19 protein-coding genes and 2 pseudogenes are annotated in these 20,184 nt (G+C 40.9%); 6 read left to right on the top strand and 15 right to left on the bottom strand.

The features are described 5' to 3' along the window. Window positions 1-874, bottom strand: an 874-nt coding sequence (locus tag HSISS3_RS01515; RefSeq protein ID WP_042771703.1) for an oligosaccharide flippase family protein, incomplete at its 3' end; no start/stop codon positions are given. Between the two features lie 94 nt (window positions 875-968). Here HSISS3_RS01515 and HSISS3_RS01510 point away from each other — a divergent pair. Continuing rightward, window positions 969-2,414: a UDP-N-acetylmuramoyl-L-alanyl-D-glutamate--L-lysine ligase gene (locus tag HSISS3_RS01510; protein ID WP_021151460.1), complete on the top strand. Its 1,446-nt coding sequence runs from the start codon at window positions 969-971 to the stop codon at window positions 2,412-2,414. A gap of 61 nt (window positions 2,415-2,475) precedes the next feature. Here the strand turns inward: HSISS3_RS01510 and HSISS3_RS01505 are convergent, their stop codons facing one another. The 12 genes and pseudogenes from HSISS3_RS01505 to HSISS3_RS01450 all read right to left on the bottom strand — a co-directional run bounded on the left by HSISS3_RS01505 (window position 2,476) and on the right by HSISS3_RS01450 (window position 14,348). Continuing rightward, on the bottom strand, window positions 2,476-3,708 hold the full coding sequence (locus HSISS3_RS01505; RefSeq protein WP_042771702.1) for a lipid II:glycine glycyltransferase FemX: 1,233 nt from the start codon (window positions 3,706-3,708) through the stop codon (window positions 2,476-2,478). Window positions 3,709-3,998: 290 nt separating this feature from the next. Further along, on the bottom strand, window positions 3,999-4,562 hold the full coding sequence (locus HSISS3_RS01500; RefSeq protein WP_021151458.1) for an LOG family protein: 564 nt from the start codon (window positions 4,560-4,562) through the stop codon (window positions 3,999-4,001). 64 nt (window positions 4,563-4,626) lie between these two features. Then, a complete protein-coding gene (gene rbfA / locus HSISS3_RS01495) occupies window positions 4,627-4,980 on the bottom strand; it encodes a 30S ribosome-binding factor RbfA (RefSeq protein ID WP_002889159.1) in 354 nt (117 codons plus the stop codon). A 98-nt stretch (window positions 4,981-5,078) separates the two neighbouring features. Next, window positions 5,079-7,915, bottom strand: a pseudogene (gene infB / locus HSISS3_RS01490) (translation initiation factor IF-2). A gap of 18 nt (window positions 7,916-7,933) precedes the next feature. Continuing rightward, window positions 7,934-8,236: a YlxQ-related RNA-binding protein gene (locus tag HSISS3_RS01485; RefSeq protein ID WP_021151455.1), complete on the bottom strand. Its 303-nt coding sequence runs from the start codon at window positions 8,234-8,236 to the stop codon at window positions 7,934-7,936. Then, window positions 8,229-8,525, bottom strand: coding sequence for an RNase P modulator RnpM (locus HSISS3_RS01480; protein WP_008535929.1), 297 nt, complete (start codon window positions 8,523-8,525; stop codon window positions 8,229-8,231). Before HSISS3_RS01480 ends, HSISS3_RS01485 begins: the two co-directional genes overlap by 8 nt. 20 nt (window positions 8,526-8,545) lie before the next feature. After that, complete coding sequence (nusA, locus tag HSISS3_RS01475) at window positions 8,546-9,736, bottom strand: transcription termination factor NusA (protein ID WP_042771701.1); 1,191 nt, start codon at window positions 9,734-9,736, stop codon at window positions 8,546-8,548. Window positions 9,737-9,801: 65 nt separating this feature from the next. Further along, window positions 9,802-10,275: a ribosome maturation factor RimP gene (rimP, locus tag HSISS3_RS01470; RefSeq protein ID WP_021151453.1), complete on the bottom strand. Its 474-nt coding sequence runs from the start codon at window positions 10,273-10,275 to the stop codon at window positions 9,802-9,804. Window positions 10,276-10,425: 150 nt separating this feature from the next. Beyond that, window positions 10,426-11,679: a glycopolymer--peptidoglycan transferase LytR gene (locus tag HSISS3_RS01465; protein WP_021151452.1), complete on the bottom strand. Its 1,254-nt coding sequence runs from the start codon at window positions 11,677-11,679 to the stop codon at window positions 10,426-10,428. Between the two features lie 8 nt (window positions 11,680-11,687). Then, on the bottom strand, window positions 11,688-12,209 hold the full coding sequence (locus HSISS3_RS01460; protein WP_021151451.1) for a GNAT family N-acetyltransferase: 522 nt from the start codon (window positions 12,207-12,209) through the stop codon (window positions 11,688-11,690). Further along, complete coding sequence (gene tsaE, locus HSISS3_RS01455; RefSeq protein WP_021145053.1) at window positions 12,202-12,645, bottom strand: tRNA (adenosine(37)-N6)-threonylcarbamoyltransferase complex ATPase subunit type 1 TsaE; 444 nt, start codon at window positions 12,643-12,645, stop codon at window positions 12,202-12,204. Before tsaE ends, HSISS3_RS01460 begins: the two co-directional genes overlap by 8 nt. A 281-nt stretch (window positions 12,646-12,926) precedes the next feature. Beyond that, window positions 12,927-14,348, bottom strand: a complete 1,422-nt coding sequence (locus HSISS3_RS01450) for an NCS2 family permease (RefSeq protein WP_021151450.1) — start codon at window positions 14,346-14,348, stop codon at window positions 12,927-12,929. Between the two features lie 208 nt (window positions 14,349-14,556). On the opposite strand from HSISS3_RS01450, the gene HSISS3_RS01445 reads away from it, so the two are divergent. Next, window positions 14,557-15,369 carry a Cof-type HAD-IIB family hydrolase gene (locus HSISS3_RS01445; protein ID WP_014633589.1) on the top strand — a complete coding sequence of 271 codons (813 nt, stop codon included), beginning with the start codon at window positions 14,557-14,559 and terminating at the stop codon, window positions 15,367-15,369. A gap of 44 nt (window positions 15,370-15,413) precedes the next feature. On the opposite strand, the gene HSISS3_RS01440 is transcribed toward HSISS3_RS01445, so the two are convergent. Then, on the bottom strand, window positions 15,414-16,145 hold the full coding sequence (locus HSISS3_RS01440) for a cyclase family protein (RefSeq protein ID WP_021151449.1): 732 nt from the start codon (window positions 16,143-16,145) through the stop codon (window positions 15,414-15,416). A gap of 378 nt (window positions 16,146-16,523) precedes the next feature. On the opposite strand from HSISS3_RS01440, the gene HSISS3_RS01435 reads away from it, so the two are divergent. From HSISS3_RS01435 to HSISS3_RS01420, 4 genes are read left to right on the top strand one after another with little or no spacing between them, the layout of a single operon-like run. Then, window positions 16,524-17,531: a PTS sugar transporter subunit IIB gene (locus HSISS3_RS01435; protein ID WP_021151448.1), complete on the top strand. Its 1,008-nt coding sequence runs from the start codon at window positions 16,524-16,526 to the stop codon at window positions 17,529-17,531. Between the two features lie 17 nt (window positions 17,532-17,548). Continuing rightward, window positions 17,549-18,349, top strand: coding sequence for a PTS mannose/fructose/sorbose transporter subunit IIC (locus tag HSISS3_RS01430; RefSeq protein WP_021151447.1), 801 nt, complete (start codon window positions 17,549-17,551; stop codon window positions 18,347-18,349). A 15-nt stretch (window positions 18,350-18,364) separates the two neighbouring features. Further along, entirely contained in the window at window positions 18,365-19,279 is a 915-nt protein-coding gene (locus HSISS3_RS01425; protein ID WP_021151446.1) for a PTS system mannose/fructose/sorbose family transporter subunit IID, read from the top strand. Between the two features lie 12 nt (window positions 19,280-19,291). Beyond that, complete coding sequence (locus HSISS3_RS01420) at window positions 19,292-19,678, top strand: DUF956 family protein (RefSeq protein ID WP_021145046.1); 387 nt, start codon at window positions 19,292-19,294, stop codon at window positions 19,676-19,678. Between the two features lie 217 nt (window positions 19,679-19,895). On the opposite strand, the pseudogene HSISS3_RS11355 reads toward HSISS3_RS01420, so the two are convergent. Next, window positions 19,896-20,184: pseudogene (locus HSISS3_RS11355) on the bottom strand (transposase); the annotation flags it as partial.

Genomic DNA, 20,184 nt, shown 5'->3' with positions numbered 1-20,184 from the left:
CATAGAGAACCTGAAGCTGACTGTTACTATAGCTTGTAAACTTCTCCATAGTACGGATGAAAGTCCATTGGTCAATCAACTGGAAAAGTTGAACCGCTGACCCAGTGATAATGAAGGGGATGGCTTCCTTAAATGTCTCAATAACAATTGCAGTTGGATTGATATCAGGATGAACGGCCTGCTTACCAAAAAGACTCTTGAGCTTACCTTCCTTCCAAAGGTAGAAGAAAAGCACCCCGTAACTAGCCAACATACCAATGAAAGCGGCAAACGTCGATTGAACAACGGCAGTCACGTAGTCACCTGTCCCAATCCTCATAATGAAGAAAGTTGCCAACAGCATCCAAATGACACGAATAATCTGCTCCGCAATCTGACTCAAGGCGTATGGCTTCATGTTATTGAAGCCCTGGAAAAAGCCTCGTAAAACAGACATAGATGGAAAAATAACAACCGCCCAAGAAAGACTACGCATCACTCGAACCAAGTCTCCATCTCCCCCTGAAAGATAAGACATCCAAGGCGAAGCGAAGTACATGAAAACCCCAAAAATGACGCCCAGACCGACCATGTAATACAAGATACGCTTGAGTAGAAAGAAGCTCGTTTCCATTTTGCCGAGAGTATTGTATTTAGACACCTGCTTGGCAATGGCGACTGGAATCCCTGCTGTCGAAATCAAAAGGAAAAGGGCATAAATATTATACCCCTGACCAAAGAGGGCATTGGCTTGGTCTCCTTGTTTGCCCATCCAAGCATACCAAGGAATAATGTAGAGTGCCCCTAAGAGACGACTGATAATATTGGATGCTGTCATCCATGCCGTCCCTCTTAGCATCTGCTGCTGCTGTGTGTCAGTTTTAGTTTCAGTCATAACTTTCTTTCTAGAGAATAAAATATAATCTAGTTTATTATAAACTTTTGGCTGTGACTTGTAAAACAAGAACATTAAGGCTAAAATAGGAACTATGATTACTATTGAACAAGTTCTAGAGGTTCTTAAAAAGGACCGTAATTTTAGAGATATTATTGACCAAGACCACTACTACTATTCATGGACTGGAGTGACTTTTGAGCATCTTTCTTACGACAGTCGTGATGTCACACCATCTTCCCTCTTCTTTGCCAAGGGGGCTGGCTTCAAGCGTGAATTTTTAGAGAATGCTGTCAAAACTGGCTTGAGCTTCTACGTATCCGAAAAAGATTACCAAGTGGGAATCCCTGCCATTATTGTTTCAGATATCAAGCAAGCTATGAGCCTCGTTGCTCAGGCCTTCTACCAATACCCTCAAGACAAGCTGAAATTGCTGGCTTTTACTGGGACAAAAGGGAAAACAACGGCGGCCTACTTTGCCTATAACATTCTTAAGCAAAGTCATAAACCTGCTATGCTTTCAACCATGAACACGACACTAGACGGAAAAACCTTCTTCAAGTCTACCTTAACAACACCTGAGAGTTTGGATCTTTTCCGTATGATGTCCGAAGCTGTTGATAATGGCATGACCCATCTGATTATGGAGGTTTCAAGTCAGGCCTATCTAACCAAACGAGTCTATGGGTTAACCTTTGACGTAGGCGTCTTTCTTAACATCAGTCCAGACCACATCGGGCCTATTGAACACCCAACCTTTGAAGACTACTTCTACCACAAGCGTCTGCTCTTAGAAAATAGTCGAGCAGTCATCGTCAATAGTGGTATGGATCACTTCAATTTTGTTGCGGAGGAAGTCGCTGATAAAGACCACGACTTCTATGGTAAGGACTCTGAAAATACCGTTCAACATAGCTCAGGATTTAGCTTTAAAGCAAAAGGTAAACTAGCTGGTGATTACGATATCCAACTCATCGGTGACTTTAATCAGGATAATGCTATGGCTGCTGGTTTAGCCTGCTTACGTCTTGGAGCCAGTCTCGAAGACATTAAAAAAGGGATTGCTCAAACCTCTGTTCCAGGTCGTATGGAAATTCTCACTCAGGCAAATGGTGCTAAGGTATTTGTCGACTATGCTCACAATGGTGACAGTCTAGACAAGCTCTTGCAAGTCGTAACTGACCACCAAAAAGGTAGGATTGCTTTGATACTAGGAGCTCCTGGAAATAAGGGGGAAAGCCGTCGTAAAGACTTTGGTCATGTCCTCAACACTTACCCCGAGGTAGATGTCATCTTGTCTGCTGATGACCCTAACAAGGAAGACCCCCTTACCATCTGCCAAGAGATTGCTAGTCATATCAATCGTGAGGTGCGTATCATTGTTGATCGTGAGGAGGCCATCAAAACTGCCATGTCTGAAACTACAGGCTCAAAAGATGCCCTTGTTATCGCAGGTAAGGGAGCTGATGCCTTTCAAATTGTAAATGGTAAACACACTGATTATGCTGGTGATATTGAAGTCGCTAAGAAATATTTGTAAACAACAAAAAGTCAATTGAGGTATTACAATTAGCCTCAATTGACTTTTTTCTATATGGAAACTAGTCCTTACCTAGTGTCTTCTTAAAAATATCGTAGAAGGGATTGAGGGTCTTATCAAATGAGCCAACAAGCGTCTCTAATTGTCCGCCAAACTGACGCTTAAAGTTAAAGTTTCCTTTGCCAGAACTAGCTGCCTCAGTTTCAATAGTACCGTAAAAGTTAAAACGCTTTTTAGCCTTACTTTTAGCATATTTTATCATCTCCCAATGAAGCAAAACCGCTCCACCAAAATTAAGGTAGGCTTCATCATTACCTCCGTAAAAGCTGACAATTTCCGGACCATAATCCATGAAAAGATAAGCTGAAAGCGGTAATTTGTCAGTCTTGATTTGGTAAGACTTGAATTGCTCTAAGCGCTTATAGTAGCTTCTCAGCTGATCCTCCGCATCTGCTATTTGACCCTTGGTACGTTTTTTCTGAGGACCTTCTTTTAAAGCCTGAATCTTGGCTTCAAAAGACTGAATATTCTCGTCAAGATAAACTAGATAGGCTGGACAATCCAAATAAGCCAACATAAACTTGGCAGATTTGCCAAAACATTTTTTTAGATTTTGAAAATAAACCAGCGGATGAACAGAAAATCCCTTTCTCTCCGCCGTTCGACTTAAAATATCGTAGAACTGGTCAAGTTGATGCTCATCCAACTCTTCAATCTTGACATTCAGAGCAGTGAATTTTTTGAGGTCTCGCTTCAATGATGGAGAAAAGGCAGCAAGAATCTCATCAGAACTAGCAAAATTTTCAATTGGCTTGACAAACATCTGGTTAACTACTAAAGATTGCTCCGAATCCAAAGAGTGCTCAAAACCTAATGTTTCAAATACCTTTAGCACATCACTGGCCTTATCTACTTCGATATTTTCAAGCTTTTCATTTCTAATAAGATTTGTCAGATAAGGGTGTATGGAAAGTGTGGCAATATTTTTCTTTCTTAAATAGAGTATTAAAGCCTCAAGTAGCTCTGTCAAACTATCAAGAGAGTGGTAATTTAACAGGGGACCATGCAACAAGAGAGCCTTTTTAAATATACGAAATCTCTTCTTATAAACGACTATCGTTTGGCCTACCCTTAAGCCATCTCTTTCGAAAACCAGGGCTTCTACTTTTTCTATATGGTCTTCACCTTCTTGAAGTTTGGACATCTCAGCAGACTGCAGAAAATTGGCACACTTTGCGGTTACCTGTGTGTTTTGATAATCCTCAAAACTAACACTTTTAACCCTAATAGACATTACTATCATCCCTTCCGTTTCATCCTATATCCCACATTTCCCTAAAATCATTAAATGCTTTTAATGATTGGCAAAGTTTTCCAAACCAAGAGGGGTATTTAGTGATTATGAATGTTACTCACAGATGATGAGGAAAATTAATTAAATTACTAAAACTACAAACATCATTATATACAAAATTATTGTTTTTGTTAAGCCTTTTGGGTGATTTTCTGAAACTTACACGAATGTTCATCTGATTATAAAAAGTCCTTCCACTTAAATGCAGAAGAACCTTTCTTCACCGATACTTACCTATAACGTCGCAATTGAGGTGGGGTATAAGACTGAACAAAGGCCTCAATTTCAGCAAAATCATCTGTAAAGAGGAATTTTGCAGCCGTTCCAGCCTCTAAAAAATCATGAGCAACCATGGTATCTAACATGGCCTTCATGGCATCATAATAGCCGTTTAGGTTAAAGAAAACACAGGGTTTGTCCAGCTTACCCACACGAGCAGCAGCAATGGCTTCTGAGATTTCTTCAAGTGTTCCGAGACCTCCTGGAAGGGCGATAAAGAGCTCACCCTGCTCTAACATAGCTGTCTTGCGCTCTGCCATCGTTTTTACTATCGTCATTGATGTCAATCCCTCATAAGCAATTTCTCTATCCTTAAGAAATTGCGGCATAATCCCATGAACCTGTCCACCATTTTCCAAAACAGTATCACCAAGAACCCCCATAAGACCCATCTTACTACCACCATAGACTAGGGTATGTCCATTTTTAGCAATCCAGCGACCTAAGGCAATTGTTGCCTCCTTAAAGCTTGGACTATCTCCCATATTAGCACCCAAATAGACTGTAACTTTCATCGTAGTCCTCCTTTTTATTCTATTATAACGCAAAATTCCTGCCATAATTGACAGGAATGTTATCTTAGTCTTTACGCTCCAAATTACGAAGCATTTCATCAATTTTATTACCGTATTCGATAGATTCATCCTTGATAAAGGTCAAATCTGGGATCTTATACATGGTCAAATTTTTACCAAGTTCACGTTTGATGGTACCAGTCGCCTTTTCAAGTCCTGTTTGGGCCTTTTGACTATCTGATGCCAAGTTTGAATGAATGGTATAAAATACCTTTGCAGCTGACAAATCGCCAAGCATTTGCACATCGGTAATGGTTACATCTTGAACACGTGGATCACGAACCTTCTTTTGAAGAATTTCGTTGACTTCACGTTTAATTTCCATCCCAACACGGTCTATACGAAATGAATTTCCCATAGTCTCATCCTTTCATTTTCTTATAATGGAACAAAAGCCAGGCCTGATGACCTAGCTTTGTCTCCTAAGTCAGCTCTTTCTGAGAAATCTGACAAAAATTAACGTTTGATTTCTTCCATGATGTAAGCTTCAATAACGTCGTCAACTTTAATATCGTTATAGTTTTCAATCATCAAACCACCCTCTTGAGCGTTTCCGACTTCTTTAACATCATCTTTAAAGTGTTTCAAACTTGCCAATTTACCATCGAAAATAACAACACCATCACGGATGACACGGGCACTTGATTCACGAGTAATTTTACCGCTAGTAACCATGAATCCACCGATTGTTCCGACTTTAGAAACTTTGAAGGTTTCACGAATGATTGCTTCACCAAGGATTTTTTCTTCAAATTCTGGATCAAGCATCCCTTTCATAGCATCTTCGATTTCTTCAATAACCTTATAGATAATGCTATGAAGACGAATTTCAACTTCATCAGTTTCTGCTTGTTGGCGAGCTTGAGGCGTAGGGCGAACGTTAAATCCGATAACCACAGCGTCTGAAGCTTCCGCAAGTGTAATATCAGATTCATTGATAGCACCTACCGCTGAGTGAACAACATTCACACGAACGCCTTCAACATCAATCTTAAGAAGTGATGCTGCCAAGGCTTCAACAGAACCTTGTACATCGGCCTTGATGATAACATTAACAGTCTTCATTTCACCAGCTTTAAGGGTATCAAAGAGGTTATCCAGACTAACACGGTGTGTTTGTTGACGTTGCTTCATAAGAGCACGTTTTGCACGTTCTTCACCAGCCGCACGGGCTGCTTTTTCATCTTCATATACGGCAAAATGGTCACCCGCCATAGGAGCTTCATTCAAACCAGTAATGGAAACTGGTGTTGATGGCGCTGCAGTCTTAATGCGACGACCAAGGTCATTAGTCATAGCACGGACACGTCCGAAGGTGTTACCAACAACGATTGGGTCTTGAACATGCAAGGTACCTTGTTGAACAAGGAGGGTAGCAACTGCACCTTTACCTTTATCCAAACGGGCTTCGATAACAGTACCGATAGCACGAACACTTGGATCCGCTTTAAGCTCTTCCACTTCAGCCACAAGAAGAACGGTTTCAAGCAATTCTTCAATGTTTTGGCCAAATTTAGCTGAGATTTCAACAAACTCGCTATCGCCACCCCAAGCAGTTGAGATAACGCCATGCTCTGCTAATTCACCGATAACACGTTCTGGGTTAGCACCTGGTTTATCAATCTTGTTAATCGCAACAATGATTGGAACACCAGCAGCCTTAGAGTGGTTGATGGCTTCAATCGTTTGTGGCATAACACCATCATCCGCAGCTACAATCAAGATAGTAATATCCGTAACAGAGGCACCACGAGCACGCATAGATGTAAAGGCCGCGTGTCCAGGAGTATCAAGGAAGGTAATTTTCTTACCACCCTCTTCAATTTGGTAGGCACCAATATGCTGTGTGATACCACCAGCTTCACCTGTAGCAACACGTGAGTTACGAAGGGTATCAAGAAGGGTTGTTTTACCATGGTCAACGTGTCCCATGATAGTAACAACTGGTGCACGTTCTACCATAGCATCTTTGTTAAGGTAATCTTCATCAACAAAGAAACGTTCGATATCAGCATTGTCAACTTCTTCTTTCTTGGTTGCTTCAATGCCATAGTCAACCATCAACAACTCAATGGTATCTCCATCCAGAGATTGGTTTTGAGTTGCCATAACACCCATCATGAAGAGTTTTTTAACGATTTCAGCTGGCTCACGTTTAATACGTTTTGCGATTTCTGCAACCGTCATACCCTCAGTGTATTCGAATTCTTTTGGCAATTCATGGAATTTACGCTCGGTTACTGGTTTTGGAGCCGAATTACCACGGTTGTTTTTACCTTTTTATTTTTGTTTTTGTTCCAGTTACTATTTCGTTGATTTCTCACTTGGTTTTGATTATTCCACTTATTATTTCTTGTTTGCTTAGGTCCATCTTCATTCTCGCGACGATTATCACGTGATTTATCAGGACGTGCCTTTTTACGACGTGTATCTTGTGCTTGTGCGACTGGGGCTGGTTGAGCAGCCACCGGAGCTGGTTTGGGAGCTGGCTTAGCTTCAGCCACTGCTTTTTGAGCGGCTACTTCTGCCTGATGCTTCTCTTGTCTTGCCTTTTCCTGCTCTTTTGCACGGCGTTGTTCTGCAGCTTTTTCTTCACGGAAACGCGTTTCACTTTGACGTGAATACTCTGCATTTTGCTCTGCCTTCAAGGCTGCTGCACGCGCTTTAAAGTCAATACGTGGACCTGCCTGATTGTTACGGGCAGCATCATTACGCTTATTTCGACCTTGATCATTGCGCTGTTTAGCTTGGAAATTACGGTCACGATTATTTTTGTTATCACGGTTTCCGTTATTACGGTTTCCTTGACCATTTCCATTTTGGTTACGACGGTCATTATTGTGACGTTTACCTTGATCGTTACCTTGTTTATTGCGATTACGGTTACGGTTGTCACGACCACCACCATTTTGGCGACGCTCTGCTTCTGCCTTAGCACGTGCTTCACGTTCTGCCTTAAAGTTACGACTTTGTGGCTTTTTCGGCGTCACAGGAGCTTCTTTAGCTTCAGCCTTTACGGTTTCCTTAGCAGGAGCCGGTTTGGACGTCGAAGCCTTTTCAGCTTTTGGCGTAACCTTCTCTTTCTTAGGAGCTGGTGCTACTTTTGGAGCAGGCTTACTCTCTGCCTTAGCTGTGCCTCCTTTTAAACTTGAAGTGATACGATTAGCATCAGCTTCTTCAACTGATGAGGAATGGCTTTTAACAGAAAGCCCTAGTTCTTGCGCCTTTGCGACAACAACCTTACTTTCTACACCAACCTCTTTTGCGATTTCATATAATCGTTTCTTTGACACGTGATGCCCTCCTATTCTTTAGTCCATAAGAGTCCTCATTTTCTTTGAAAATCCAGCATCAACCACAGCAACCGTTTTTCTCGGTTTACCAATAGCCATGCTTAATTCCAGTGCGTTAAACACTGTGGAGAATTCTATATTATAGTAGTTACATTTATCAGTCATCTTTTTAGTCACATTACTACCAGCGTCATTGGCAAGAAAGACTAATCTTGCCTTTCTTGATTGAACTGCCTTGATGACAAGTTCTTCGCCAGAAATAAGTTTTCCAGCCCTTTGCGCTAGTCCAAGTAAATTGGACAATTTTTCTGTGTTATTCAAGACCTAACTCTCTTCTTTTGACCTTGTGATCCACATAGGCGATAAGTTCATCGTAAAAACTTTCAGGAACTTCCATTGAAAAACTATGGTTAAAAGCTCGTTTCTTTTTAGCTTGGAGAGCTTCCTCATTATCTAATTTAATATAAGCTCCTCGGCCATTTTTCTTTCCTGTTGGATCAATGAAAATCTCACCATCTTTAGTTTTCACAATACGGAGCAAATCACGTTTATCAATGATTTCTCCTGAGACAACTGATTTTCGTAAAGGTATTTTTCGTGTTTTAGCCATCAAACACCTCTAAATTCTTCTTATTCTGCTTCTGTTACTTCTTCTGTTGTGACTTCAACAGGTGTAGTTTCTTCTGCAACAACCTCGTCTACAACTTCTTCTGTAGCAGCCTCAGCTTTTTCAGCTTCAAGAGCTTCATATTCAGTAGCTGACTTGATATCAATACGATAGCCAGTCAAGTGAGCCGCTAAACGAACGTTTTGTCCACGACGACCAATCGCAAGTGACAATTTATTATCTGGAACGACAACTGTCGCACGCTTGCTATCATTTTCGTCAAAGAGGACATAGTCCACTTCAGCAGGTGCAATAGCGTTGTAGATAAACTCAGCTGGATCTTCAACCCATTGAATAACATCAATGTTCTCTTCAACAGGAACTTCAATACCTGTCTTAGCATCCAAACGTGTTGGATGGAAGCGGCTGACCACCTTTTTGATATTATTTCCACCACGCCCAACAATGGTACCAATGGCATCAACATTAGGGTTATGGCTGCGAACAGCAACCTTAGTACGATCACCAGCTTCACGAGACACACTCATAATTTCTACAGTTCCATCAAATACCTCAGGAATCTCTTGTTCCATGATACGTTTGATGAACTCAGGATGGCTACGGCTTACAAAGACGTTAACACCTTTTGGATTATTTTCCACTTTATAAACATAGACATCGATCACATCGTGAGACTTAAAGCTTTCGCCAGGAATTTGATCTTGACGTGACAATTGAGCCTCAAGAGTCCCGAGATTGACATAAATGAAACGTTGGTCAAAGCGTTCAACTGTTCCTTGCATGATTTCACCTTCATGTTGTTTGTAGTCATTATAGGTGATTTCACGCATTTGCTTACGCATTTTTTCCATGATGGTTTGCTTAGCAGATTGCGCTGCCACACGACCAAATTCATCCACTGACTCTTCGAAACGAATCTTATCACCGAGTTCGTAGGCAGAACTAATAGCAAGCGCATCCTTAAGACTGATTTCCAAGCGGCTATCAAAGACTTCGTCTACAACTTCACGAACAGTATAAACTTGGAAATCACCTGTTTTTTCATTAAATTCAACAACAGCTGATTCTGATTGACCATAACGACGCTTGTAAGCTGATTTAAGCGATTCAACCACAGCTTCGATGATATCATCCTTGTTAATGTGTTTTTCTTCTTCCAAGACACGGAAGGCTTCTAGCATTTCTTTGCTCATATTCTTTGTCGTTTTAGCCCTTCAAAGGCAAAACTGGCATCCTTTCTTTATTTACACTAAGAGTTCTAGAGTTTGACTGCCAAACGAGCTTTAGCAACTGTTTGATAGGGAATCTCAACAGTTTTATGGCGAGTCTTGTCAAGATAATCAATTGTTAGGATTTCCCCATCAAAGGCCACCAAGTCACCTTGGAAAATCTTAATCTTATCAATAGCCTTGTAAAGACTAACATTGATATACTGACCAACAGCATTGGTCAAAGCTTCTTTGGTCTTCAAGGGACGCTCTAACCCTGGACTAGATACTTCCAGCATGTATTGGTCCGGAAAGGGATCAGGCTGAATAGTATCCAAGAGAGGACTGATAATTTCAGTCAGGTCTGCAGTATCTTCGACAGTAATACCACCTGGCTTATCAATCAAAACGGACAAGACATAGTCACTGCCAAGCTTTTCATACTCGATATCGACCAATTCGTAGGGCCCAGGAATAGCTGGTGCTACGACAGCCGTCACGAGATCAATAATTTTTTGTGACATTATGACCTCCTTACATACACAAGAGACGAAGTTTCTACTCCGCCTCTCTTTCATTATTTTCCTATATTATAGCATAGCTCATAAACCATTGCAAGGAATAACCATATCACAAGATAGACATAAGAAAAAGGATGGGAATTCCCAATCCTTCTATTGCGTCGCCGGAGCAGAACTATAAGTAGTCACACCAGAACCACCATTATTGTAAGTGGCACTTGCCGTACCTTGATCCTGAACATAGCTACCTGTTGTACCACTATAATTACTGCTATAAGTGGTGTTCCCACCATAAGTATTTACTGAAGCACTACCCGCTCCCTCTACAGTGGCACCCTCATACACTCCAGAGGATTCATTAGAGGCTGCATTTGATTTCGAATTAACGAAACTATCAGATCCATAACTTGATGCTCCTGAGCCAGAGAGAACCAAGGACGTCTTAAGATTAGACTCAGAAACCTTTTTCTTACCGACTTCTTTTCTAATACGGTTCTGTACTTTCAGGATATCTTCAGTTGAAGCCATTTGATAGCTTCCACCATTAATCATGGCATCCGAACCAGCCAACTGATAAGACTTAATATTTTTAAGGGCATCACTATAACCCATCAAACTACGGAGAGTATCTGTATCACCAAGCTCAATACTTGTTTGCACATTTGAGCTCACAGCTGATAAGATTTTTTTGTAGGAACCAATAGAGTCCATCTTCAAAATCTTGGCAACAACCTTCTGAATAACCTCACGCTGACGTTTTTGACGACCATAGTCACCATCAGGGTCATCATAACGCATACGCGAATAAACCAAGGCTTGTTCACCATTAATTTTGTGGGTTCCTGGCTCAACTTTTGCCTGAAATTCTGGTTCATTCTCTGCAATCGAAATTGGAAAATCGAAATGATTGGTTACTTCAATACCACCTACGGCATTAACCAGATCTATCATCCCTTGCATATTAATCAGTGCATAATAGTCAATATCAATGTCTAAAACCTTTTGAATCGTCGAGATAGCCAAGTCGGCGCCTCCCTCAGCATAGGCTGCATTCAGTTTGGCTTGTCCTGACCCCTCTATATCCGTTAACAGGTCACGTTCTAGACTGGTCATGGTTGTTTTCTTAGTCTCAGGATTCACCGTCACCAAAATCATGGTATCAGAGTTCCCTTCCCAGGTTTCCTTACGTTCTTTAGACCCCGTATCTACCCCCATTAACAAGATAGTTATCGGTTTAGTCTGTTGAATCGCCTTGCTATTACCTGTGGTTGCCTTAGACATCCTAAATGTCTTTGACAATTCACCAGTTGCATAGTTGTAGGTTGTCGTTAGGTAAATACCCGCAGCTACTACAGTAGTGGCAAAAATCGCCAACAACATTAATAAAATTTTTCGTCCAAGTTTCATATTTTTTCCTAATCTATAAGTTTAGCCATAAGGTAAACGTCTAGAAATTCTCCATTTTTAGTTCTGGCACCACGTTTCTTAGTGCCTTCGATGTCAAATCCAAATTTACGATAGAGGTGAACTGCCCGTTCATTACGTGCTTGAACCGTCAACTCTAAACGACGAATAGCCGGTGTATGATTGGCCCAATCAATCATTAATTCCATAAGAGACTGACCAACGCCATGTCCCCAATAAAGCTTAGAGACCGCAATAAAGACATCACCGATATGACTGGTTTTAGTGTCTTGGTCAGCAGTAACATTGCAAACACCAATGACCTCATGGCCTAATTTCGCCACTAAACAAATTTCGTTAGTCACATTTTGGCGACTATCAATATAAGATGCTAGCTGTTCAGCACTCAGGACAGAACTCCTATCATCCTGGGCTAGAAAGTCTGACTCCAAGGCCACCGTCTCAAGTAATAAGGCCAACGAAGTTGCATCTTCTCTTTGGGCTTCTTCAATGACTAATTCTCGCTCAGCCATTTAATATAGCCTCCTGAATTTCTTGGCTTCTCGGTCCAAAAGCTTCGAACGTCAACTGTCGTCCATCATCATGATGAGCTATCGAAATCAAGAGATAATCCCCTAAGAGATCCTCATCCAAGAGCTCACCCCACTCGATAATCGTTACGCCGTCGCCATATAGAAAATCATCCAAGTCAATAGAATCTGGATCATCGCCTATACGATACACATCTAAATGATATAGTGGCAAACGTCCTTCATACTCCCTAACGATAGTGTAGGTCGGACTTTTAATCATCTGTGAAATATTTAAACCTTTGGCAATCCCTTTCGTTAAAGTGGTTTTGCCCGCTCCCAGATCACCTGAGAGAACAATTATATCACCAGAATTGAGCAGGCTACCAATGTTTTGGCCAATGCTTATCAATTCCTCTTCATTTCGACTGTAAATCATGTTTTCATTATATCAAAAATAAAAATATGGACTAGAATCCGCTGTAAATTTCCAGTAAAATCATGCAAATAATGACTCCTCTCAACCGCAAGTGCAGAGACGACACACTAATTAAAAACTTATCTTAGCTTTATTTAGTACTCATAAAATTAAATCCCAAACATCTATTTGTCTTGATTTCAATTTCCTTTAAAAAACAGCCTTAAAAATAGGAAAATCGTGCTTCACAAGAGAACTACAAAAGCCCGACACAAGTGCCAGACTTTTGTATGATTCAAACTTTAGAGCACAGCCATACTGATGAAGTTAAGGATAAACAAGATATCCAAAATCCACATAATAAAGTGGACATCCTTAGCTTGACCTTTGACGATTTTGACCAAAGTATAAGTAAGGAAACCAGCTGCGATACCATAGGTAATACTATATGAGAATCCCATGAAAATAGAAGTGAAGAAGGCAGGAATAGCTTCAGACAAGTCTTCCCAATCGACACTCTTAAGGTTAGAGAGCATCATAACACCTACAATAATAAGAATAGGCGCTGTTGCCGCATTTGGAACGATTGACACCACTGGACTAAAGAAACTAGAAATGGCAAAGAGTACAGCAACCACAAGAGCTGTCAAACCAGTACGTCCACCAGCACCAATACCTGCTGCAGATTCAACGTAAGTTGTAACGTTTGAAGTCCCTGCAATGGCACCAATACTTGTACCAACAAGGTCAGAGTAAAGAGCACGGTCAAGAGCTTTTGATTCGTTGTTATCACCTGTTGAAGCAATGATACCAACCTTCTCACCAGTACCGATTAAGGTACCGATAGTATCGAAGATATCAGTCAATGAGAAGGCAAGGATAGCCATAAAGACACCAGGCAAACGAGAAACGTCTGCAAAGAGTGATCCCAATCCCTTAGATCCAAGCGCTGCACCAAAGACCTGACCAAGATCTTTAATAGATGATGTCAAGCTAGCTGCGTGCCAATCGATGCTTCCAAGATCAACGACACCAGCAAAAATAGCAATGATAGTCGTTACGAGGATTGAAAGAAGAACTCCACCACGAATACCTTTAACAATAAAGAAAATCGCAATCGCAAGACCAATCAAACCTACAATTACAGTTGGATTATTGAAGGCAACCAAACCTGGTGTAGCTGACGATGAAGCTGTAATTGACGCCTTGGCCATGTCAGCACCTTTACCTGCTACAGTGTAGGTATGTGGATTAATTGAGAATTTCAAGAAACCAGCATTTTTAATCCCAACATAGGCAAGGAAAACACCGATACCTGCTGAAATAGCAGATTTGAGAGCTGTTGGAATAGACTCAATAATCATCTTACGTACTTTAGTTACCGTGATGATCAATGAAATAACACCACATAGAAAGACCATTGCTAAGGCCTCTTGCCAAGTGTAACCCAAAGAAAAGACCACTGTGTAGGTGAAGAAGGCATTAAGCCCCATACCAGGCGCTTGAGCGTATGGTAGGTTAGCATAAAATGCCATCATCAATGTCCCTGCAACCGCACCAATAATTGTTGCTAAGAAAACACCTTGTGCAGGCATTCCTGTTTGGGCCAACATCGCTGGGTTAACAAAGAGGATGTAAGACATGGCAAAGAAAGTTGTCAATCCGGCAGTCACTTCTGTGCGGACATCAGTACCATGTTCTTTCAATTTGAAAAACTTTTCCATGAAAGTTTAGACTCCTTAATAAAAAATATTGTCAAAATCCGAATAATTTCGGAACATTCTCATGTAGAATGCAACATTACTATTCTACATGAAATCATTTGACGGTGCAAGGTTTATTTCCTGAGACTTTTCTTATGAAAAACCGAACGTTCTTAGAAAGCTCTTTCTTAATCACCAACAAAGGACAGATTTTTGCTATAATAGGAACATGACAAAAAAATTGATTGCACTAGATCTTGATGGAACGTTATTACGCCCAGATGGAACTATTTCAGAATTTACACAAAAAACGATTAAAGACGTACAAAACAAAGGACACCAAGTCGTTATTGCTACAGGTCGTCCTTATCGTATGGCTATTGACCATTACAAAACACTAGGGTTAGAAACACCACTCATCACCTTCAACGGCTCTTTGACCAATCTTCCAGACCAAGACTGGGCTTATGAGCATTCGGTTAAATTAGATAAGAAATATCTGATTAGCCTCTTACAACGCCATGATGAATTAGAGATGGATTTTCTGGCTAGTGAATATCGAAAACACTTCTATATCACTATGAATCACCCAGAGCGTATTCAACCACAACTCTTTGGTGTTGATAAAATTATTGAGGCTATGCGTTTAGAACCAACTAAAATCACGCGCAACCCTAACGCTCTCCTTATGCAAACTCGCCATGAAGATAAGTACCAACTAGCCGATGACATCAAGAAAGACTTCAAGGAAGAAATTGAAGTTGATTCTTGGGGTGGCCCACTTAATATTTTGGAATTTTCGCCTAAAGGTATTAACAAGGCCTACGCCCTGAACTACTTACTTAAGGCCATGCGTAAATCAACGGATGATTTGATTGCTTTTGGTGACGAACACAATGACACAGAGATGTTGGAACTTGCTAAAACTGGTTATGCCATGAAGAATGCTAGCTCTGTCCTTCTTCCCCACGCTAACGAACAAATTGAGTGGACTAATGAAGAGGATGGCGTTGCTCGCAAACTTCAAGAACTCTTTTTATAAACAAGAAAAGACACTGAAAATTTCTTCGGTGTCTTTTGTTCTGATTAAGGTAAAATAGCCACTGCACGCACTGGGGAACCTGTCGCCTTGTCCCAGTGAGGAAATGCAATTGAAATCAAAGCACCAACGGCTGGAACTTGATCCAATTGGTTCAAGACTTCTACCTGATAAATGTTTTGTTCCAAGAGGTAGTATTCGTTAACCAAGCCATGTTCTGCTGCTGGAATACCAGCATCTGTATCAAAAGTCTCATGACCGACAGCCTTAACATGGCGTTCATGAATCAAGAATTCTAGAGCTTCGCGGCTCCAACCTGGACTTTGCTGAACCCCATTTTCATCAAGGTTGCGCATAGCATCTTGATCTGGCCAACGCTTCGACCAATCACTACGAAAAGCGACAAAGGCCCCTTCAACAATTCGTCCATGTTCTGCTTCAAAGTCTAAGATATCTTGTTTGCTCAAGACAAAGTTTGGACTCGCAGCAACTTCTTTAGACTTGTCGATAACATAGAGTGGTAAAAGAAGATCTTTGAGAGCAATCTCATCCAACCAACGACCACCTTCTACAAAGTGAATCGGTGCATCAATATGCGTTCCGTATTGACCAACTACTGTAAATTTTTGAACATGGAAAACATCTTTTAATGTGAAAAGGTCTTCTTGTTTCAAAGCTGGGAGAGCTGGAAAGTGTGGACTTTCTGCATTAATTTTGTGGGTCAAGTCAACCCATTTCTTAGATTGCAATTCATTATAAATACTTAGTAAATCTGACATAAGGAGGTCCTCTTTTCTTATAGATTTAACCTTAAATAGCTAATTGAAGAAATTATAGCAGCCATTAATAGCTATTACAAGCATTTATCTCATTTTTTCTTAATCCCATTTCTTCTAGTTAGATATAGCTTCAAACTATATCTAACTCTTTTTGTCTGAAAAGAAAGTATATTTGCGATAATTTGATATTTTTTTCAATTTTATGACACTTTTGTTACGAAAAGTATTGACAAATCTATGATAACGTTTTACAATTAGATTGTTCTAATTTTCGAGGGGCTAAAAAAATATTGTTGTCATTTTCATGTCATGAATGATAATACCAATAATCATTTTTCTATTCCTAAGAAGCAATATATAAAAGGAGGAAGAACACTAATGGGTATCGGTATTATTATTGCTAGCCATGGTAAATTCGCTGAAGGTATTCACCAATCAGGTTCTATGATTTTTGGTGAACAAGAGAAAGTTCAAGTGGTTACTTTCATGCCAAATGAAGGTCCAGACGACTTGTACGCTCACTTCAAAGATGCCATCGCTCAATTTGACGCTGACGACGAAATTCTTGTCCTTGCAGACCTTTGGTCTGGATCACCATTTAACCAGGCAAGCCGTATCAAGGAAGAAAATCCTGATCGCAAGATGGTTATCGTGACAGGACTCAACTTGCCAATGCTTATCCAAGCATATACGGAACGTATGGTAGCTCCTGACGCGGGGGTTGAAGAGGTTGTCGCCAACATTTATAAGGAAACAAAAGAAGGCGTTAAAGTCCTTCCAGAAGGCCTTATTCCTGAAGAAGACACTAAACCAGCCAACGCTAAGCCTTCTGTTCCTAAGGGTACCATTCCTGAAGGAACTGTTCTTGGTGATGGAAAAATCAAATACGTTTTGGCTCGTGTTGACACACGTCTCCTCCACGGTCAGGTTGCGACTGGTTGGACTCACTCAACTCACCCAGACCGTATTATCGTTGTTTCAGACACTGTTTGTCATGATAAACTTCGTACAAGCATGATTAAACAAGCCGCTCCATCTGGTGTTCAAGTTCACGTTATCCCAATTAAAAATATGGTTAAAGCAAACAATGACCCACGTTTTGGTGATACACGTGCTATGCTTCTCTTTGAATCTGTTGAAGATGCTCTTGCTGCTGTTAAAGCAGGTGTTGATGTTAAAGAAATCAACCTTGGTTCTTCAGCTTATAAAGAAGGAAAAGTCAACGTTACTAAAGCTCTTTCATTTGACCAAACAGATGTGGATGCTATCAAAGAGTTGCAATCATTGGGTGTCAAATTTGACGTTCGTGGGGTACCAAGTGATAGCCCAGCAAACGTTGATACCTTGATTAAGTCAGCTGAAACTAAATTAGCAGAGAAGAAATAATTTTGGAGGATGCATAAATGAGTTTAGTACAAATTATTTTAGTCGTAATTGTTGCTTTCATCATCGGTTGTAGCTCAGTTAACGACCAAATCGAAACATACCAGCCAGTTGTGGCTTGTTCCCTTATCGGTCTTGTTACTGGTCATCTCGAACTCGGCGTAATGTTGGGTGGTAGCTTGCAGTTGATTACTTCGGGATGGGCTAACGTTGGTGCTGCCATGGCACCAGATGCTTCACTTGCCGCTGTAGCTTCTACGATTATCCTTATCTTGGGTGGTCAAGGAGCTAAAGGAATTGGTCCAGCCATCGCCCTTGCGGTTCCTTTGGCTGTTGCAGGTCTTGCCTTGACAATGTTTGTCCGTACTGCAACTGTCTTCATCTCTCACATTATGGATAGTCGTGCTGAAGAGGCTGATATCGCTGGTGTTGAAAGATGGCACTTTATCGGTATGGCCCTTCAAGGTCTCCGTGTTGCTATCCCTGCCCTCCTCTTGCTCTTGATTCCTGCGCACCTTGTACAATCTGGTCTTGAATCTATGCCTGAATGGTTAACATCAGGTATGACAATCGGTGGTGGTATGGTTGTAGCCGTTGGTTATGCCATGGTTATCAACATGATGTCTAGTCGCGAAGTTTGGCCATTCTTCTTCCTTGGTTTTGCTTTGGCTGCCCTCAAAGAATTGACCTTGATTAGCTTGGGTATCATCGGTCTCTGCCTTGCCGTTATGTACCTTGCACTTGAAGCTAGTGGTTCATTGGGTTCTTCAAACGACGGAGGATCAGGTGATCCCCTCGGTGAAATTCTGGAAGATTTTTAATTAGGAGGAAAGAAAATGGCTGATTCAAAAATTAAATTAACAAAAGCAGATCGTTTCAAAGCTTTCTTGCGCTCATACTTCCTTTTAGCTTCATTTAACTATGAACGTATGCAAAATGGTGGTGTGGCTTACACTCTTATCCCAGCAATCAAAAAACTTTATCAATCAAAAGAAGACCGAGCTGCGGCTCTTAAACGCCACTTGGAATTCTTCAATACACAACCTTTCATGGCTAACCCAATCTTTGGGGTTACACTTGCTTTGGAAGAAGAACGTGCCAACGGTGCGGACATCGATGATGCCGCTATCTCAGGGGTTAAGGTTGGTATGATGGGACCTCTTGCAGGTGCCGGTGACCCTCTCTTCTGGTTTACCCTTCGTCCGATCTTCCTTTCACTAGGAGCAGGTTTGGCAGTTTCAGGTAACGTCCTAGGCCCAATCGTCTTCTTCGTTCTTTGGAACGTTATGGTTGCCGCTGTTAAATGGTACACTCAAGAGTTCGGTTATAGAGCTGGCGCTGCGATTACAGACGACGTGTCTGGTAACCTTCTTCAACAAGTAACTCGTGGCGCATCAATGATGGGGATGTTCGTTATCGGTTCTCTTATCCAACGTTGGGTAAGCATTACCTTCACACCAGTTGTCTCTACTGTTAAACAACAAGAAGGAGCTTATATCGATTGGGATAAACTTCCAAAAGGTATTGCCGGTGTTAAAGAAGCCTTCCATCAACAAGCTGCCGGTCGCTCTCTTGACGTTAACAAAGTGACAACCTTGCAAGATAACTTGAACCAATTGATTCCTGGTCTTGCTGCCCTTGGTTTGACTTTCCTCTGCATGTACCTTCTTAAGAGAAAAGTTTCTCCAATTGTTATCATCTTGGGTATCTTTGTTCTAGCTATTGTACTCCACATTATTGGTCTACTCTAATCGGAGCAAGGTATGGTTAAATCGCTCAATACCGAAATGGCTCACACATCTAAGGGAACTTGGTTCCGTGAAGGGCCTATTTACGGAAATATCATGGTCGGTGATAAGGCCTTCGAATTTTACAATGATACGAAGTTACAAGACTACGTTCAAATTCCTTGGGATGAAATCACTTATGTGATTGCCGATGTCTACTTCGGTGGTAAGTTCATCCCACGTTTTGAAATCCGTACTAAGCAAAATGGACGTTTCCGTTTTGCCAGTCGAAAAAGCCGAATAACTTTGAAAGAAATTCAAAAAAGAATTCCTCGAGAAAGTTTAAGAAAAGCACCTAGCTTCATCGTTGTTCTCAAACAAGGCTTTAAGAATCTTTTCCGACTCATTGTCAAGAAGAAATAATCTCCGAGTATTATAAAAAGATTGTCCAATCTAGGCTCTTTTCTACCATTTGTCAAGTCTATCAAGGCTTTAAGTAAAAAAAGAGATAAGACAGTATCTATTCTGAGGTTACTGTCTTATTTTTAACCCTTTTTTATCCATAAATGGGCATGCTAAAAAAACACCTCATCTGGTATTTTTTGAAACAAGGTGTTACAATAATACGGCATAGACAGCCTTATCGATTTTGGGTCAAAGAGTAATCGTAAAGTTTGTTATGCGTAATGAGGTAATACATTGTTCGAATGAGACGATGTATAGAGGCAATCGTATGTGGCTTAGTTGAAGCTATTGTCGATTGTCTTTTTCGTTTCTCATAAAAGTCAGCGATATGGCAGGGATTAGTATGACTAGCTGAAGCGATGTTGTGAATGCACTTGAACAAGATTTTTCTGGCATAGGGGTTACCTCGTTTAGTGATGTGTTCCTTGGCGAGAAGTTCCCAGATTCGTAGTGTCTCAGGTCAA

This window comes from Streptococcus sp. HSISS3 (assembly GCF_000448605.1).
Taxonomy (GTDB): domain Bacteria; phylum Bacillota; class Bacilli; order Lactobacillales; family Streptococcaceae; genus Streptococcus; species Streptococcus raffinosi.
Note: the sequence above shows the minus strand (reverse complement) of the source record. Positions and strands in the feature narration are given on the sequence as shown.

Coding starts and splice junctions, on each gene's coding strand:
- HSISS3_RS01480 (WP_008535929.1), bottom strand. CDS start 8,525: ATGGCTAAAACACGAAAAATACCTTTACGAAAATCAGTTGTCTCAGGA.
- nusA (WP_042771701.1), bottom strand. CDS start 9,736: ATGAGCAAAGAAATGCTAGAAGCCTTCCGTGTCTTGGAAGAAGAAAAA.
- HSISS3_RS01450 (WP_021151450.1), bottom strand. CDS start 14,348: ATGGAAAAGTTTTTCAAATTGAAAGAACATGGTACTGATGTCCGCACA.
- HSISS3_RS01420 (WP_021145046.1), top strand. CDS start 19,292: ATGGTTAAATCGCTCAATACCGAAATGGCTCACACATCTAAGGGAACT.
- tsaE (WP_021145053.1), bottom strand. CDS start 12,645: ATGATTTACAGTCGAAATGAAGAGGAATTGATAAGCATTGGCCAAAAC.
- rbfA (WP_002889159.1), bottom strand. CDS start 4,980: ATGGGAAATTCATTTCGTATAGACCGTGTTGGGATGGAAATTAAACGT.
- HSISS3_RS01435 (WP_021151448.1), top strand. CDS start 16,524: ATGGGTATCGGTATTATTATTGCTAGCCATGGTAAATTCGCTGAAGGT.
- HSISS3_RS01460 (WP_021151451.1), bottom strand. CDS start 12,209: ATGGCTGAGCGAGAATTAGTCATTGAAGAAGCCCAAAGAGAAGATGCA.
- HSISS3_RS01465 (WP_021151452.1), bottom strand. CDS start 11,679: ATGAAACTTGGACGAAAAATTTTATTAATGTTGTTGGCGATTTTTGCC.
- HSISS3_RS01440 (WP_021151449.1), bottom strand. CDS start 16,145: ATGTCAGATTTACTAAGTATTTATAATGAATTGCAATCTAAGAAATGG.
- HSISS3_RS01445 (WP_014633589.1), top strand. CDS start 14,557: ATGACAAAAAAATTGATTGCACTAGATCTTGATGGAACGTTATTACGC.
- HSISS3_RS01510 (WP_021151460.1), top strand. CDS start 969: ATGATTACTATTGAACAAGTTCTAGAGGTTCTTAAAAAGGACCGTAAT.
- HSISS3_RS01505 (WP_042771702.1), bottom strand. CDS start 3,708: ATGTCTATTAGGGTTAAAAGTGTTAGTTTTGAGGATTATCAAAACACA.
- rimP (WP_021151453.1), bottom strand. CDS start 10,275: ATGTCACAAAAAATTATTGATCTCGTGACGGCTGTCGTAGCACCAGCT.
- HSISS3_RS01430 (WP_021151447.1), top strand. CDS start 17,549: ATGAGTTTAGTACAAATTATTTTAGTCGTAATTGTTGCTTTCATCATC.
- HSISS3_RS01500 (WP_021151458.1), bottom strand. CDS start 4,562: ATGAAAGTTACAGTCTATTTGGGTGCTAATATGGGAGATAGTCCAAGC.
- HSISS3_RS01425 (WP_021151446.1), top strand. CDS start 18,365: ATGGCTGATTCAAAAATTAAATTAACAAAAGCAGATCGTTTCAAAGCT.